General features: G+C 73.0%; 11 protein-coding genes and 1 pseudogene. 2 read left to right on the top strand and 10 right to left on the bottom strand.

The genetic code is table 11. From position 1 onward, the window contains the following. Nucleotides 1-127: 127 nt before the first annotated feature. The 4 genes from AC07A6_RS06120 to AC07A6_RS06105 all read right to left on the bottom strand — a co-directional run bounded on the left by AC07A6_RS06120 (nt 128) and on the right by AC07A6_RS06105 (nt 3,547). Nucleotides 128-1,519, bottom strand: a complete 1,392-nt coding sequence (locus AC07A6_RS06120) for a DUF1996 domain-containing protein (protein ID WP_478776269.1) — start codon at nt 1,517-1,519, stop codon at nt 128-130. Between the two features lie 4 nt (nt 1,520-1,523). After that, on the bottom strand, nt 1,524-2,288 hold the full coding sequence (locus tag AC07A6_RS06115; protein ID WP_478776278.1) for a DUF4142 domain-containing protein: 765 nt from the start codon (nt 2,286-2,288) through the stop codon (nt 1,524-1,526). Nucleotides 2,289-2,461: 173 nt separating this feature from the next. After that, nucleotides 2,462-3,097 (bottom strand): HalD/BesD family halogenase, encoded by a 636-nt coding sequence (locus tag AC07A6_RS06110; protein WP_478776268.1) that lies wholly within the window; start codon nt 3,095-3,097, stop codon nt 2,462-2,464. Between the two features lie 72 nt (nt 3,098-3,169). After that, the gene (locus tag AC07A6_RS06105; protein WP_362466134.1) at nt 3,170-3,547 is read right to left on the bottom strand and encodes a hypothetical protein; all 378 of its coding nucleotides are present in this window, start codon (nt 3,545-3,547) and stop codon (nt 3,170-3,172) included. A gap of 204 nt (nt 3,548-3,751) precedes the next feature. Between AC07A6_RS06105 and AC07A6_RS06100 the strand changes: the two genes are divergently transcribed. Next, on the top strand, nt 3,752-6,301 hold the full coding sequence (locus AC07A6_RS06100; RefSeq protein WP_478776267.1) for a DUF6185 family protein: 2,550 nt from the start codon (nt 3,752-3,754) through the stop codon (nt 6,299-6,301). Between the two features lie 10 nt (nt 6,302-6,311). On the opposite strand, the gene AC07A6_RS06095 is transcribed toward AC07A6_RS06100, so the two are convergent. From AC07A6_RS06095 to AC07A6_RS06085, 3 genes are read right to left on the bottom strand one after another with little or no spacing between them, the layout of a single operon-like run. Next, nucleotides 6,312-8,027, bottom strand: a complete 1,716-nt coding sequence (locus tag AC07A6_RS06095; protein WP_478776266.1) for a thiamine pyrophosphate-binding protein — start codon at nt 8,025-8,027, stop codon at nt 6,312-6,314. A 27-nt stretch (nt 8,028-8,054) separates the two neighbouring features. Further along, nucleotides 8,055-9,440 (bottom strand): hypothetical protein, encoded by a 1,386-nt coding sequence (locus tag AC07A6_RS06090; RefSeq protein ID WP_386274703.1) that lies wholly within the window; start codon nt 9,438-9,440, stop codon nt 8,055-8,057. A 13-nt stretch (nt 9,441-9,453) separates the two neighbouring features. Continuing rightward, the gene (locus AC07A6_RS06085; protein ID WP_362466124.1) at nt 9,454-12,315 is read right to left on the bottom strand and encodes a peroxidase family protein; all 2,862 of its coding nucleotides are present in this window, start codon (nt 12,313-12,315) and stop codon (nt 9,454-9,456) included. Nucleotides 12,316-12,564: 249 nt separating this feature from the next. Here AC07A6_RS06085 and AC07A6_RS06080 point away from each other — a divergent pair, with 249 nt between their 5' ends. Next, nucleotides 12,565-13,728, top strand: a complete 1,164-nt coding sequence (locus AC07A6_RS06080) for a PP2C family protein-serine/threonine phosphatase (protein ID WP_362466121.1) — start codon at nt 12,565-12,567, stop codon at nt 13,726-13,728. A gap of 6 nt (nt 13,729-13,734) precedes the next feature. On the opposite strand, the gene AC07A6_RS06075 is transcribed toward AC07A6_RS06080, so the two are convergent. The 3 genes and pseudogenes from AC07A6_RS06075 to AC07A6_RS06065 all read right to left on the bottom strand — a co-directional run bounded on the left by AC07A6_RS06075 (nt 13,735) and on the right by AC07A6_RS06065 (nt 15,966). Then, entirely contained in the window at nt 13,735-13,950 is a 216-nt protein-coding gene (locus tag AC07A6_RS06075; protein WP_478776265.1) for a hypothetical protein, read from the bottom strand. A gap of 332 nt (nt 13,951-14,282) precedes the next feature. Beyond that, nucleotides 14,283-14,903: pseudogene (locus tag AC07A6_RS06070) on the bottom strand (PAS domain-containing protein); the annotation flags it as partial. A 685-nt stretch (nt 14,904-15,588) separates the two neighbouring features. Beyond that, complete coding sequence (locus AC07A6_RS06065; protein WP_478776264.1) at nt 15,589-15,966, bottom strand: PadR family transcriptional regulator; 378 nt, start codon at nt 15,964-15,966, stop codon at nt 15,589-15,591. Nucleotides 15,967-16,023: the final 57 nt, after the last annotated feature.

The raw sequence follows: 16,023 nt of genomic DNA, 5'->3' as shown, positions 1-16,023 counted from the left end.
TTAGGGGCATGCTCATCGGCAGCCGCGCCGTCATCCCCCCCCCCCGTCGCCCCCCCCCCCCCCCCCGCCCCCCCCCCCCCCCCCCCCCCCCCCCCCCCCCCCCCCCCTCGTCCGTTCGTCTGTTCCGTCAGCGGCAGGTGCGCCCGCTGTTGATGCAGCCCACCGCCCTGGCCATCAGGCCGTCCGACATGACGTTGATGAAGTCGCCGTGGTCGGTCACCGGCTTGTGCAGCTGCTCGGGGAAGCTGTCCACGGCGATGCGCGACCCCGGTGCGACCCCGTACGTGATCCGCTGCACCAGCTGCGGAACGGCCGTGAAGCCCTTCTTGCAGCGGCCGTTCCTGTCCGCGAAGTCCACGTGGGTGCGGTGGTTGGCGCTGTCGGTGTTGCGGCCGTCCCAGCAGCTCTGGAAGGTGAAGGTGCGCACCACGTCGCTGCCCTTGGGGCAGACCGGGTACTTGTCCTTCAGCTGGCGGTCCTCGAAGCCGGTGCAGCTCCAGGAGGCGTTGGCGTTGGCCGTGCCGTTGCTGAAGGCCTTGGCGTCACCCGTGATGATCCGCAGGAACCGGGGCATCGCCTTGACCTGGCCCACGGGACTGCCCTTGAAGCTGATCGTCACCTGCTTGGGCTTCAGGATCGTGCCCACGTTGGCGTCCTGGCCGCCGCCCGGGGCCTTGGCGTCCTTCTCCGCCCGGCCGTCGCGCAGCCGCAGCACCGGCCAGTAGTACGTGGACTGGTCGCCGTTGCCGCAGGTGGTCCCGGAGGCGGCGAGGCTGTTGTTGGTGGAGAAGGCGTCGGTGGTCTTGTTGCCCACGTAGTCGTGCATGTGGTGCGCGCCGTTGGAGACGCCCGGCGCGACGATGACGTTGTCGGGGTTGAAGTGGCCGTTCTCGTTGCGGCCGCACTCGGAGCTGAAGGAGCCCTTGGACGCGCCCCCCGAGGGCGCGGGGGTCCGTACGTTCGGCTTCACCTTGGTGATGTCGACGAAGTCGCTCCTGGCCGGCCCGCCCTTCTGCCCGAAGCTCCGGGCGGCGGCCTCCGGACCCGGGGCCGCGGCCGCCGCGGCGTCGGGCGCCGCCTCGTCCTGCGCCGCCGGCGCCTCCTTCATCTCGCACCCGCTGAGCTTGTCCAGACCCTCCGGGCGCCCGGAGGAGCGGCCTATCGCGTCGGACACCCGGCTGATCGTCGTCGCCCGCTGGTCCCGCAGCCGGCCGAGGAGGGCGTCCTTCTGCGACTTGCCCTGCACCTGTCCGGAGGCGAGCTGCCGGTAGGCGTCGGCCACCTGGACGTCCAGCTGGGCGAGGTTCTCGTCGACCTCGCCCCTGGCCTGGTCGGGGACCGAGGTGAGCCGGTCGCCCACGTCCGGGCAGTCGATGGTGGCCGTCACCTGTCCCGTACGGCCGTCCTGCCCGGCACTCGCGTTGCCGGCGACGACGGCTACCCCGCCACCGCCCAGCACCAGGGCGGAGACCACCGCGAGGAGCTTGAACCGGGGGCGCCTGTGGCCCTTGTGACTCATGCGATCACTTCACTTCGTTTCGTCGGTCGGACATCTGAGGGGGCGCGGCGGCCCCCTGGTGGTGGACCGGGGTGGGGGAAGCGGGCGCGGGGCCCGCGTCGGAGACGGAGTCGAAGTCGACCAGCCCGCTCTCCTCCAGGACCGTGATGTGGTCCAGCACGGTGGCGTTGGCCGAGGTGGCCAGGGACCGCACCATCGAGTTGCGGGTCTGCGCCCGGATCTGCGCCAGCAGCGCGAACACCTTTCCGTGCGCGCGCCGCAGCAGCTGGATGAACAGCCGCTCGTACTCGGCGTTCGGGGCGTTCGTCAGCTGGTTCAGCCACTCCTGCTGCTGGGCGCTCGGCTTGTCGGGCAGGTCCATGCCGAGGGCCTGGCCGACCTGGAGCACCTGCCGGTCCAGTTCGGTGTGCCCCTCCACCAGGTGCATCCCGGCGGTGCGCACCGAGGGCCGGGTCCCGCGCTGCTGCGCCTGCCGTCCCGCGGGCAGCTCCCACAGCCCGGCCAGCCGCACCTTACGGACGAAGTCCCGGTCGGCGGCGGACAGCGGGCCGTACGCCGTGCTCATGGTCCCGGCGCCGTCGTCCTCGGTGCCCGGCTTCGCGGCGGTCCCCGCCGCAGCGGCGGCCGAGGCCCGGTCGCCGAACTTCGACACGGGGATCAGCAGCGCGATGAGCGTGACCGCCAGGGCGGTGATGACCAGACCGCTCCCGATCGTGTACCTCGTGGCCACCGACAAGCCGCTGACGGATCGCCGTCGCAATGACAGCACAGTGCCTCCTCGCTCCGTGGGCAGGCAGGAGGAGCGGGGCGGCAGCGGCGGCAGGCGCTCTGCGGTGCGCACCCGAACTCCTGGGTGCCACGGGACGCTAGTGCCCCGGCCGGGGCCGTCGCGGAAGGACCATCACCATCGGACAAACATCCGGGCGGGCCCTCGGAGGGCTGCTATCTTGCCGCGGTCTGCCGGTCGGGCGTGGTGTACGCGAAGTTCAGCGCGACCCGCCGCAGTCCGGTCCGGCGCAGCGCGGTCACCTGGTGGGCGGTGGTGTCGGCGCGCAGCAAGTACGCGTCCCCCGGCCGGTGGTGGGCCCGGTGGGCGACCTCGTCGTCCTCCGCCGGCAGGCCTGTGCCCCGGGGTGCGTACTGGAGCAGCCCGCCGTCCCGGGCCGAGCCGGGCGCCTCGGAGAAGACCACGAGGGCCAGCGGGTGGCCGTGGGTGTGCTCACCGTGGGCGTCGTCGTGCCGGTGCAGGATGTCGATCACGTGGCGTTCCAGCGGATCCGCGACGGGCACCGCGTCGAGCTCGGAGATCCCGCGCACCAGCCCGATCAGCGCGGGGTCGTGGTAGACGCGCGGGATCAGCTCCGACTCCTCGGCGATCAGCCGCCCGCCGAGGGTCGTCATGAGGTGCGGTGCCCCCCGGGCCCCCCGCTCCTGGTGTTGTGCCATCGATTCGAGGCGCCGGATCTCGCGCCGCAGCGGCACGAGCCGGTCGGGCGGGACGAGCCCGGGGAGCGGTACGTAGCCCTCGGCGGCGAAGCGCTCGCGCAGGCCGCGGTGGTCGGCAGGCAGAAGCAGCACGAACCGGTACTACCCCGCGCAGACCGGCGCCAGACGGCCCGCGGGCCAAGGCCATCCGGTCGGCGGCACCCGTCAGTGCCCCTCGCACCCCGGGCAGAGGTCGAGCGGGTCGCACAGCATGACGACCTGGTAGGGGCCGCCCTCCGGGCGCTCCGCGCCGTGGGGGGCGAACCGCCACTGGGAGGGCTTGACGTGCAGCGTCCGGTCCCGCTTCTCCACGTGGGCGTGGAGGGTGCGCGCGGCGGGGTCGTTCGTCTCGACCATGATCTCGTCGGGGGCGAGCGGGAAGTGGTCGTGGAGCAGGCACAGGCCGAAGCGGTCCAGGTTCCCGTGCTTGTCGAGCACCTCGACGAGGTCCCGTACGAACGCCGCGTCCGACGGACCGAGCCCTTCGGCCTCCTCGAAGCGGGGGAGCGGCTTCCTTGTGGTGGCTTCCTGGGAGTGGGGCATGGCGCGTCCCGGTGAGAGTGGGCGGACCCCCTCCACCTCATCATCGGCCGCCGACCGCTCTCCCGCAATCCGGTCGGCGGCGGCCGGGAGGGTGGACGGGGCCCGGCACCCGCGCGTCCGGTCGCGGCGCGGACGCGGTGCGTGTTAGAGGGTCTCAGGACGGAGTGCCGGAGAAGACGATGCGGACGATGCGGACGGGGCGCGATGGTGCAGACCCGGTGGTGGAGTCTGGTCCTGCTGCTGGCCGCGGCCATGGCGGTGTGGGGCGGGGCTCGGCAGGCGGCGCACGCCGCCGACGTCTGCGAGACGGGGAGGCTGAAGGCCCGCAACGTGAGTGCCGGGCTCGATTTCGACTACCACGACCGCAGCTACGCCCAGGTGATCTCGACCCTCACCGTCAGTGTCTCGGCGAAGGAATGGCCCGGCGCCACGGATCTGGCACTCAGCGAGAGGTCGCCCCTTTACCGGAAGGCGATGCGCTGCCTCCTGCGGGGCGATGACAATGCCCCGCGCAACCGTGAGTGGCGCTTCCAGGACCCGCGGGTGAGCGTCCGCGGCGATGTGGTCACCGTGCATTACGAGGCGACCGCGTGGATCGAGCAGAACAGGCCGTTCCTGCTCGGTCCGTGGCGGATCGAGGTCAACAGGAAGGGCGACAACTGGCGCGTGTTCCTCCGCCCGCCGAACACGCTGAAGGACGCCAAGTGGGGTCAGGTCGAGGTCCGATTGGACGGGCTCGAAGCCACCAATGCCTTTCCTCCGCCCTCCTCCGCCGACCCCGAGCGCCTGGTGTGGTCCGAACCGGAACCGTTCGACGTGCGGGTCGAGGTGGATCCCCCCTGGCAGCGCTCCTTCAACGTGGGCGAGCGGTGGTGGACCCTGGGCTGGGTGGGTGTCGCCACGTGGTGGGCGTTCACGTCGCTGGTGAGCGTGGTGGCCGTGCTCTACGCGTCACGGAAGGAGCCCGATGCGCTCGGTTCAGCTGCCGCGTCCGGCACCCCGGGACCGGCCGGCTTCGCGAGGGTGGTCCTGCTGTGGTCCGTCCTCAGCGTGGTGGTGGCGGTCCTCCTGCGGGTGCTGATCGTGGACCGGCCCCCGTCCGCCGGACCGTCCTGGCGCCACGTCGTCGCCATCGCCCTGGCCCTGGTCCTGGTGCTCGCCGCGCGTCCGTGGCGCCACATCGCGTCTCCGCCCGCCCCCGCCGTGCAGGAGGCCGCCGCCGGCGTCGACGCCGGGCACGCCCAGCGGCGCCGGGCCTGGGCGGTGAGCCTGACCGCCTCCGCCGTGGCGGTGTCCGGTTTCCTGTCGGTCCTGTTCCCCTCCGGCCTCATCGGGCTGACCCTGCTGGCGCTGGGGACGCTGTGGCTGTGGCTCGCCGCGATGGCGGCATGGGCGTGGCGCTTCGCGCGGGAAGGGGTGATGGTCAGACGTTCCTGGAACGAGGCGTGGGACAAGGCGCCGGTCCGTTCCACGGTGGTCGCGGCAGCACTGCTCGCGGTGGTCGCGGCGGGGATGCTCGCCTCCTTCTGGTGGACGCACGCGCGTTGGTGGAGCCGTGCCTACTGGCTCATCGACGAGTCCGAAGTCGCCCGCGACCGGGAATGGGCCCGGTTCCTCCAACAGTTCCCCTACTCCGGTCTCACCTGGGTCTACGCCTACGCGTGGCTGCTGACGGGCATCGCGCTCGTCGCGTTGCTGCAGATCCGGGTCAAGGACCGGCAGGGCCGGCCCGACGTCCGGGCGGACGGACCGCCGCTGGGGCCTGCCAAGGCCGATCTCCTGCTGACCGTCGCGGTCTTCGCCCTTTCGGTGGGGTTCCGACAGGTCGAGTTCGCGGGTTCCAACCTGCTGTTCGGCGCCTGGCTCCTGCTGATGATCGGCTCGCTGTACGCGGTGGTCACGGTCGGCCGGCGGTTCTCCGTACTGGGCCGTACCGAAGCGGACTTCCGTGTCCGGAGACTGGGCACCAGGCGGCGCCGCCACGTACTGCTGAACAAGGCCCACGAGTTCCGCAACCTGCACCACAAGCTGTACGCGCTGGACCGCGGCCGGGCGGAGGGAGACGTCTCGCGCGAGGAGTTGGAGAAGAGGCTGGACGGGCTGCACCACTGGCTGTTCGCGGGGTGGGGCAAGGGGCGCCCACCGGCCCAGATCTCCGTCCTGGACGCAGCCCTCAGCTGGGGACCCGGCGAGGACTGGTGGGACAACGCCAAGAGTGCGGCCCGCCTGGCGTTCGGCTTCGGGATCCCGGCCAGTCTCGCCCTCGTCTGGCTCAGCTACCTCAAGGACGACCGGACCCAGATGGCCACGTTCCAGAGCCTCTCGGGGGTTCCGGAGATCGCGGCGAAGTGCCTGGCGTGGCAAGTGGCATGGGCCGGAGCGGGCCTGGTCCTGGGGGCGCTGTGGCGGGTGCTGCCCGGGCGCCGGAGTCCGGTGCGCGCGCTGAGCCTGACGGCGGCCTACGCCCTTCCGGTGTGTGTGGGCGCCCTGGTCACCCAGATCACCGACACCGAACTCGGCTACGTCTTCCTGCACGTCGCGCTCATGCTGCTGGTCCTGACCCTCACCAGCATCTGGATGGACATGGCGACCTTCAGCGAGGAGAGGAGGTTCTGGCCCAGCCGCCTCGGCCTGCTGCTCTCCGTCTACCAGCTGCGCGGACTGTCCACTCAGGTCGCCTACCTCGCCGCCCAGCTGGCCATCGTCGTCGGCGTGTGGCGCAGCCTGGCCGGCAGCGACTCCCGGCCGAAGTAGGCGCGGCCGCTCAGTCCGCCGGCCCCCGCAGCCGCTCCTCCACCGTCTCCACCAGCCCCGCGATCACCCCGTCCGGCGACGGGCTGTAGTGCGGCACCGCCCACCGCGTGATCCGGGCGTCGATCAGCGCGGGCCGGCCCGAGGCCAGGGCCGCGCGGAAGGCCTCCTCGAACTCGGACAGGGTCTCCACCCGGTAGCCCTCCGCCCCGCACGCGCGCGCGTACGCCGCGAAGTCCGGGTTGCGGAACTCCACCAGCGCCGACTCCCCGTATGTGACCAGCTGGAAGAGCTTGATCAGCTTGAACTGGCCGTCGTTGAAGACGACCCAGATGACCGGGATCTCGTTCTCCACGGCCGTCATCAGCTCGAAGCCGGACAGCGAGTAGCAGCCGTCGCCGCAGCCGACGACCACCGTCCGGTCCGGATGGGCGACCTTCAGGCCGATGGCCCCGTTGACGTGCCCGGCCATCGGCCCGAAGGAACCGGCCTTGCGGAAGTTCTGCCCCTCCTCCAGCTCCACGTAGTACCCCAGCCACGCCAGATGGGCCCCCGCGTCGGCGAGCAGCACCCCCCGCGGCGGCAGCATCCGGCCGATCGACTGCGCGAGCTGCCCCGGGTGGATCCCTTCCGTCAGGTGGATGATGTGCCGGGCCTCGTAGTCCCGGCCGTCGACCTCCACCGGCGGGACCTCGCCCACCCTCCGCTCCAGCGCCTCGGTCAGCGCGGCGACCGCCGGACGCGCGTCGGACAGCAGCGCGTGGTCGGGCGGGTAGGCCTTGTGGAACTCTCCCTCGGAGATGTTCACGTGGATGAGCACCTTGCCCTCGAAGAGGTCCGGGCGGTAGTTGAACGTCGCGTGCTGGTTGAGGGAGTTGCCGACGCACAGCACCACGTCCGCCTCGCGGAAGGCCTTCCACGCGCTGGAGTGCCCGCTGTCCGCGAAGACGCCGACCGACAGCGGATGCCCCTCGGAGACGATGCCCTTGCCGTCCAGGGTGGTGAGCAGCGGGATCCGGAAGCGTTCGATCAGCCGCTTGACCTCGGGTCCGGCCCCGCTGCGCACCGCGCCGAAGCCGACGAGCGCCACGACCCGCCTGCCCCGCGCGAGGGCGTCCGCCAGTACGTCCGCGATCTCCTCGACCCGTGCGGGATCGGGCAGCACCGGCGCCACGTCCAGCTCGACCGGCCGGAAGCCGCGCACCTCCACGCCCCGGTGGGTGAGGTTCTCGGGCACGTGGATGTGCACCGGCCCGGGCCGGCCCTCGAAGGCGGTGTTCACCGCCTCCTCCAGGACCTCGCAGGTGTCGGCGGCATCCGTGAGCAGGAAGGACTTCTTGGTCGTCGCCGCGAACATGGCCTGCGAGTCGGGCGTGCGGTTCAGGCCCGAGGTCTCGTTGAGCGAGCCCCATCCGCGCCACTCCATCGACGCGTACCCCGAGACGGCGAGCACGGGATAGGAGTCGGACATGGCCACGGCCAGCCCCGAGAACAGGTTGAACGCGCCCGGACCGGCCGTCGCGAAGCAGAAGCCGAGCCGGTTCGTGTACATGGCGTAGCCGCAGGCCATGAACGACGCGGCCTGCTCGTGGCGCGTGATGACGGGCCGGATCAGCTTGGAGTGCTTCAGCGCCAGCATCAGGCCGGCCGCGTTCTCCCCGGCACCGCCGAAGGCCGCCCGCACCCCGATGCCCTCCAGCCCCTTGACGATGGCCTCGTAGACCCTCATCGGCTCTCCCCGCTCTCTGCGTGTTCCCTACGCGTCCGCGTCCCAGTGCGCGGCGTGCCGGCGGTGCGCGTCGGTCAGGCCGCCGCGGAAGAACCGGTCGTAGTACTCGGTCTCGACGTGGTGCGCCTGCAGCCAGACGCCGGGCACGTGGACGGCGTCGGTGTGCGCGGGGAACCGGCCGTGGGTCTCGTGGATGTACACGCAGATGTCCCGTGCGCAGTCGACGACCTGCCGGTCGTACTCGCTCGCCTCCGCGAGGTAGCGCCGCGCGTAGTCGCCCTTGTAGACGCGGCCGAAGAGCTCCTTGTCCGCGTAGATGCCGTCCTCGCCGAACTTGGACCGGACGACGGAGTCGACGGCCTCGCGCATCGACGGGTAGTGGGGCGGACAGGCGGCCTTGATGAGGTGTTCGCCGCCGGACCGCAGCCCCACCGGGTGGGCGCGCAGGGCCGCGTACTTCGGCAGCGGGACCTGCCAGCGCAGGACGTCGAGGGGGCGGAACCTCGGGGTGACGAAGTCGAAGCCCAGCATCCGGCCGTAGGCGCGGGAGAACTTCGGGTCGCCGAGCATGATCTGCGGGCTGATCGTGGCGTGGATCCAGGCGCCGAGCCCCATCGCGTCCGCGACCAGCATCATGTTCTGCAGCAGCAGGTCGGCCTCGATCTGGGTGCGCATCGGCCCCAGGGCGCCGAGGGGCATCTTGATGTCCGGGTTGAGGAAGCCGTTGTCGATCCACTTGCGGACCCCGGCCGGGCGGTAGAAGTTGCGGTCGTCGACGAGGGTGGGCCGGGCCCCGTCGGGCTGGGTGAGCAGGTACATCAGGGCGTTGACGTACTGGTGGGAGAGGTCGACCACGGGCAGGAACAGGGTGGTGCCCGGCAGGTTGGACAGGAACCGGTTGGAGTCGAGGTAGGCGGGGAAGTCGCGCATCCCCTCGGCGACGTCCAGCCGGTGGCCGAGCACCCGTACCTTGGCCGCGCGGGCCCGCTCGACCAGGGTGTCCGGGTCGAAGGGGGCCTCCGGGGCGGGCGGCAGTTTGCGCAGGTAGTACGTGCCACTGTCGTTGATCATGAAGAAGTGGGTGGCCTGCGCGTTGTCGGGGCTGCCGGCGGTGCGCCCGGTCATGTTCAGGTTCGGCTTCGCCATGATCGGCTTGTGGTCGCGCGGGTCCTCGAACGGCCGGTCGGGCATGGTGAGCCCCGAGGAGCCGGTGAGGGCGATCAGCACCGCCTCCTCCAGCTCGTCCAGCGGCCGCGGAGGGTGCGGGGAGCTGTAGCTCATCGACCCGGCGGGTACGGAGGCGCCCCGGCTGACCCGGTGGGTGCGCCGGCCGAAGACCGTCCGCAGCAGCGGCCGGGCGAGCAGCTCCTCCAGGCCGGGGTGCCGGCGGCCGGTGCCTTCGGATGCGGACATGGCCCCTCCCCGTTCAGCCGCGGCCGTCGTGGTTGCGGACCGGCTGGACCGGCCGCCAGGGCGCGAAGGCGCTCGCCCCGCGCGGCAGGACGCCCGCCAGCTCGGGGCAGTGCCGCAGGATGACGCTCGTCATGCCGTTGCGGGCGATCCAGTCCATGCCGAGTGGCGTGTAGATCTCGGGCCGGAAGTCGACGGTGAGGAAGCGGTCGCTCTGCAGCCGCCGGCTCGCCATCAGGATGAACACGCGGAAGGCGGTGTCGCTGAAGCCGAACCCCGCGGGCGGGTTCTCGGCGAAGAGCCCCACCACCGTGTCGACGTCGTCCACCGAACGGTAGACCTCCCGCAGCCGCGCGACCGTCTCCGGATCCCCCGAGAGGTCCTCGAACCGGCGGATCCGCGGCTTGTGCAGACCGGCCCGGAAGTCGTTGTAGCGGGGCACGCCGCGGCGCCGGGTGCGCACCAGGTCGACCACGGACAGGTCGATCACCTCCCCGTCGCGCTGGAACGCCTGGAGCGAGCGCGGGAAGTTGTGCAGGGTGATGGCTCCCGGGTTGGCGATGCCCAGCGAGTAGAGGGAGTCCACCAGCCCCGTCTTGCGGATGAGTGGCTCCGCCGCGGCGCCCTGCAGGTCGGCGAAGCCGAGGGTGTCGAGCCGGCGGCCGAAGCGGTGGTCGACGAACTCGTAGTCGTCGGGGATCAGCGGGTGCATCCGGTAGACCGTGACGAACTCCTCCGTGAGGGCGTACGGGGCCCCGTGGTGGTCGGGCAGGGTCCGGGGGATGCCGTCCCTGGCGTTCGCCTCCAGCAGCCAGACGCCCAGCTGGTCGAGCCACTTCTTCGGCGGCCCCTCCCAGTTCGTCCGCATCCCGATGTCGAGCGTCCTGGTGGCCAGGATCGCGGGGGTCCACTCCACCGTGTGGATCTTGGCGATGAGGGCGGACACGACCAGCCGCGCCGTGTGGTAGATCCGCTCCTCGTCCAGGTGCGGGTACTCGCCCCGCAGGGCCGCGCACACCGCGTTGTGCTCGCGGGCGAAGAGGGTGTGCACGGCGCTCAGGCCGAGCCACCAGTTGTCGCTGAACCCGGTCACCGGCAGGCCGTCCGCGCTCGTCGGCAGGTGCCCCTGCTCCAGCCGCAGCCCCGCGCCGCCGCCCGGCTCGCGCAGCGACGTGGCGACGGCCTGGTCGCCGCCGTACACCTCCGAACCGTCCCACCAGTGCGACACCCCGCCGGCGAACCGGATCGGCGGCCGCCCGCTCCCGGCCGCGTCCAGCGGCTCGTCGTCACCGAACCGCATCACCTTCTCGCGCGGCCCGCCCGGGGTGTTCCGCCAGTCCGTGCCGGGCGGCATCGGCACCTCGACGCTGCGGGTGCCCACCGGGAACCGCTTGTGGTTGACCCAGTCGTGCACCTGGAACTGGATCCAGGCCGCCGCGATCACGTTCAGCGACGTCGCCGGGAGGAAGGCCTCGCGCCGCAGCAGCTCCCTGCTGACGACCACCGGGTTCGGGGTGTCGAACCGGTCCGGGCGGTAGTCCGGCGGCATGGAGCGCCCGAAGGCCGCGCCGACGGCACCCATCCGCGGCTCGGACAGGTCGTTGTGGCTGCCGTCGTAGCTGCGCCTGACCAGCAGCTCCTCGTCCACGGGCGGCTCCACCGGGCCCGCCTGGGGCGGTGCCTCGTGCAGCTCGGTGTCGATCAGGTTGTGCCGGCGCAGCGTCTGCCGGAACGCCATCAGGTTCAGCAGCGCGACCGGCGTGGGCAGCCGGTGCCACGGGACGACCCGGTTCAGGGAGCGGAACGCGGCCCGCAGCGGGGTCCCGAGCAGGGCGTTGCGGCGCGGCTCCACGGTCACGAAGCGGCGGCCCAGACGGTGCGCGCTGCTCGCCTCGTACGCGAGTTTGCGGGCCCGGTTGAGGTTCCCCAGCGGCCGGAACCCCTCCGAGGTGTGCCAGGGGTTGAAGGCCAGCAGCTCGACCCGCGCCGCGGCGGCCCGTGCCCCGGCCGTGAGCAGGTCCTGGCGCGGGACGGTGAGCGTGGCCACGGGCACCACGGGCGCGTCCCGCTCGGTCCACTCCGCCGCGCCGTCCTCGATGGGGGTGCGCCCCGGGTCCACGTAGCGCTGCACGCACAGCTCGAAGACGACGTCCCCCGCACCCAGCCTCCGGGCCAGCTCGTCCCGCAGGCCGTCGGGCCCGGCCGGCGGCCCCGCCGGGGCCGGGGCGGTGCCCGGACCGGGCCGCAGCTGGTAGCGCACCGGCCCCGCGCCGCCCCACAGGATCGCGCCCCGGCTCCAGTACGTCTCCAGCGCCAGGCTGGACACGGTGCGCCTGGTCCCCGCCATCACGTTGCGCCGCATCCGGGCCGCCGTGGACCAGCCGACCGCCAGGGGCAGCCTGACGAACAGGGCGAACCCCTGGGCGGGCCGCGACCCGGCGCCCGCCATCACCTTGGCGAAGGCCACGAACTCGCGCGCGTCCCGGGCGTGGGAGACCGGGAAGCTGGTCATCAGCAGGTCGTGGGTCTCCTCGGGCCCCACCTCGACGCGCAGCGCCGCCCCGCGCAGATCGGGCGCGGAGTCGGGCCGCCGGACCCCGCCGGCGTTGGACAGCCGGACCGTCACCGGGTACTCGGCGCCGGGCCGGGCGAACCCGGTGCGCAGCGGCTCGGGGAGGTCGTCGCGGAACCGCAGGCGCCCGTTCTCCACGCCGAGGACCGCCTTGGCGTGGAAGGTCCGCGCCGGGGCGGCCGCGCCGCTGCGCCGCTGCGCCTTGAGCTGCACGCGCAGCAACTCCTTCGCGAGCCGCTCGAAGGCCAGCCGCTCGGTCTCCGGGCTGCCGCCGACGTATCGCTCGTACCGCTCGGCCTCGTCCATGCGTGCCTCTTCACGAAGGGGGGCTTCCGGGGGCTTCCTGCACTCCCCCCGACGTTTCCCCACGCACGCGGCCGTGTCGTGTCGAGCGGGGCAGACGGGTTCCCGGCGTGGCCCCTTCGGGTGGCGGCACCGGGTGGCGACATCGGGTGGCCGCACCGGGTGGCCGAGCCCCCGCCGCCGGCGCACGGGGCACCGGGGACGGGGTGCACGGAGTGGCGTCCGAGCGCCCGGCAGGGGCAGGCTGTACTCATGAGAGCGCCCTTGCGCTCGCCCCCGGGACCGGGAGCCGGCGGTCACCACCAGGTCCTCTTCCTCCTCGCGGAGTGCACGCCCTTCGCGATCGCCCTGCTGGTGCTCCTGATCGAGCTCACGCCCGCGCACGTGATCTACACCGGGCCGCTGCTGGTCGCCACGCCCGCCCTGGCGGCGGTGACGACCGGCCCCAGGGGCACGCTCGCGGCGGCGGCCCTGGCCGTCGTCGTCAGCGTGATCACCGCCACCCACAACCACGCCTGGAGCGGCCAACAGGTCTACACCAACTTCCTCGCCCTGTCCCTGGTCACGGCGGCGAGCTTCACGACGAGCCGCGCCGCCCGCACGCGCCGGGAGAGCCAGCTCAACCAGGTCCGCCGGATCGCCGCGGCCGCCCAGGAAGTGCTGCTGCGGCCCGTGCCCGACCGGCTGGGCCCCGTACGGGCGGCCAGCATGTACCTGGCCGCCGAGACGGGCGCGCAGATCGGCGGCGACCTGTACGACGCCGTCCAGACCCGCTACGGGGTCCGGATGATCGTCGGGGACGTCCGGGGCAAGGGGCTGCCCGCCGTACGGGCCGCGGCGGTGGTCCTGGGCGCCTTCCGGGAGTCCGTGCACTACGAGGACGACCTGGTCGAGGTCGTCAACCACTGCGCGGCGGCCCTCCGCCGGGACGCCGCCCTCGCGAGCGTCGGCGCCCAGGCCGAGACGGATCCGGCAGACGGCGCGGAAGCCCTCCTGGAGGGGTTCGTCACCGCCCTCGTCGCCCAGGTCCCGGACGGCCCGCACATCGAGGTGGTCAACCGCGGCCACCCCCCGCCGCTGCTCCTCCACGCCGGCGAGGTCCGGCCCCTGACGCCCAGCACGCCCCAGCCGCCGCTGGGCCTGGAGGAATTCATCACCGGGTCCCCGCCGGGCACGGAGACCTACCCGTTCGCCCCCGGGGACCGCCTCCTGCTGCACACCGACGGCGTCATCGAGGCCCGCGACCGCGACAGGGCCTTCTTCGACCTGCCCGGAGCCGTGTCCGCCCTGCGCGACCACTCCCGCCAGGGCTTCCTGGAGGGCCTGCGCCAAGCCCTCGTGCGGCACACGCACAGCCGCCTGGGCGACGACGTGGCCCTCCTCGTCGTGGACCGGCAGGACGCGGCGGGGCGGTGAGCGCCGTCAGCGGCCGATCAGCTTGTGCAGGCCCAGGGTGGCAGCCCCGAAGCCGGACAGGGCGGCGATCAGGCCTCCGGCGGCATTGCCGGTGGACAGGGCGGTGAGGGCGCCGAGGACCGTGCCGATGAAGGCCGCCATCAGCAGCACCAGCGCCGTCCGCTGGCTCACCAGGGGCTCGCCGTCGGGAGGTGGGGGCGGGGGCGGGGGCGGAGTGGTCATGCGGACTCCTTGTCGCGGCCGCTGCGGACGGTGTAGGCGAATCTGGGCATGGCGAAGAGCTGCTCGATGATCCATATCCACTGCTCGCGGCGCCCCGGGAGGTCGGACAGGATGGCCTTCTGCTCCTCCACCCAGCCGCGCCGCTCCTCCGCGGGCAGCAGCAGGGCTCCGAGGGGGAGCACCCGGCCGCCGGGCTCCTTCGCCCGGTCCTCCGGCTTCCCCGCCCCCGCCGGGGGCATGTCCTCCTGGGACGCGTCGGCGTCCGGCGGATCGCCGGTGTCGCCTTCGTCCCGGGGCTCGGAGGCCGCGAATCCGGGCGCGGGCGGTGGGAGGTCCGGATCGGCCTGCCGGCCGGTCCGGGCCGGGAACCGGACGCGGGGGGTGACGTCCCGGCTGTTGAAGAGCAGTCCGCCCTGGTAGCGGCTGATGGTCGATTCGACGTCGAGCCAGCTGCCGTCGCCGGACCGGACGTGGTGCTCCAGGCGCAGGGTGGGCTCCTCCACCGCATCCGCGCCGAGGAACCGGCGGACCTCGTGCACCATGCGTCCGAGGTCGTTCGGGTGGACCAGCGCGGCGAGGTCCTGCCCCACGAGCTCCTCGGCTTCGCGGCCGTAGACCCGGCTGGAGGCGGGGCTGACGTACCGGAGCACGCCGCTCGGCGCGGCGATCATGATGACGTCGCTGGATGCCTGGATCAGGGTGCGGAAGTGGTTCTCCTTCTGGGCCAGCTCCAGGGTGAGGGTCATGTTGTCGAGGAGCGCGATGCCCAGCCGGAACACGACGCCGAGGACGACGGTGCCGCCGGCGACGAGGGCCGCGACGTCGACCCGGCCGCCGTCGAGGACCTCGTGGAGGATCCCGAGGACGCCGGTGGCCGCGGCGGCGTACGGCGCGAGCGCGGGCAGTGAGGCGCCGGCCGGGCGGCCGTCGGGCCGGGCGGAGGGCGGCGGGGGAGGAGCCGCGGCCGTGTTCGTCCGCCGGGAGTGCCTGAGCGCGCAGGCGATGAGGAGCGGGCCGCCGAACCAGGCGGCGTCGTGGAAGGGCGTCGTGACGAGCAGGTCGCCCACGCCGATCGACGCCAGGGCGGCAGCGGCCGTGTCGACGGCCCGGCGGCCGGAGCCGGAACGGTGGAAGTGCAGGACGAGCGCCATCGACACGAGGGCGATGTCCAGCGGCGCACGGGCGGAGGCGAACGGGGCGTGCTGGACGGCGTCGGCCGTGGACAGGATCCGGTACAGCGCGAACAGGGAGCCGCCGACCAGCCACGCGTCGAGTGCCAGGCAGACCTGGCCGGCCCTGCTCACGGGCCGTTTGGCCAGCAGCAGGAGCCCCGCGACGGCGGGCGGCGCGAAGTACGGCAGGAGCGGGTCGGCCAGGTGCCCGACGGCCGCCGTCGCGAACGACAGCGCGAACAGCAGCCAGGCCGGCCGGGCACGGCCGTCGGAGGACCGTCCCTGTCGGAAGCAGGCCGCGGCGGCGATCGCGGCGGTGGCGCTCAGCGTGAGATCGCCCATGAGGAAGGCGAGTTGCGGCGAGCCCCAACCCAGGGCGGAGCCCGCGGCGTAGCCGGCGCAGACCGCCGCGAGGAGGAACGGTGCCACCCGCCGGCCGGGCCGTGCGGGGTTCGTGGTGTTGCGGTCACTCACCGGTGCCTCCGGCCAGTCCGGGGCGGGCACGGCCCGGCCACGATGTCGTCGGCGCCGCGGCGCTCGCCTCGGCGAGGGCCTGCGGGGCGAGGACGGCGCCCTTGGGGCTGATGCGGTAGAAGCGGCGGCGGGGGCGGCCCTGGGCCTCGGCTATCGCGTCCTCCTCCCAGTACCGCTCCACCCAGCCCGCCTGGCGCAGCCGTTCGAGGATGGGGAACAGGGTGCCGTTGGGCAGCCCGGTGCGCCGGACCAGGTCCAGCCCGTACAGCCCCTCGGTGAGCACCACCGAGCGCTGCCCGGTGTCGACGCCCTGGCCGAGGAGGGCGCGCAGCAGCGTCTGAGTGTGCGGCGTCAGGTTCACGTCCGGCATGGCGGCAAATCTACTTAGGTAGAAGACGGGCCGTCTACCTAAGTAGAAGCGTCCGGG

Source organism: Streptomyces sp. NPDC044002, from assembly GCF_056434525.1.
The sequence above is the reverse complement of the archived record's forward strand: the minus strand, read 5'-3'. Positions and strand labels throughout refer to the sequence as shown.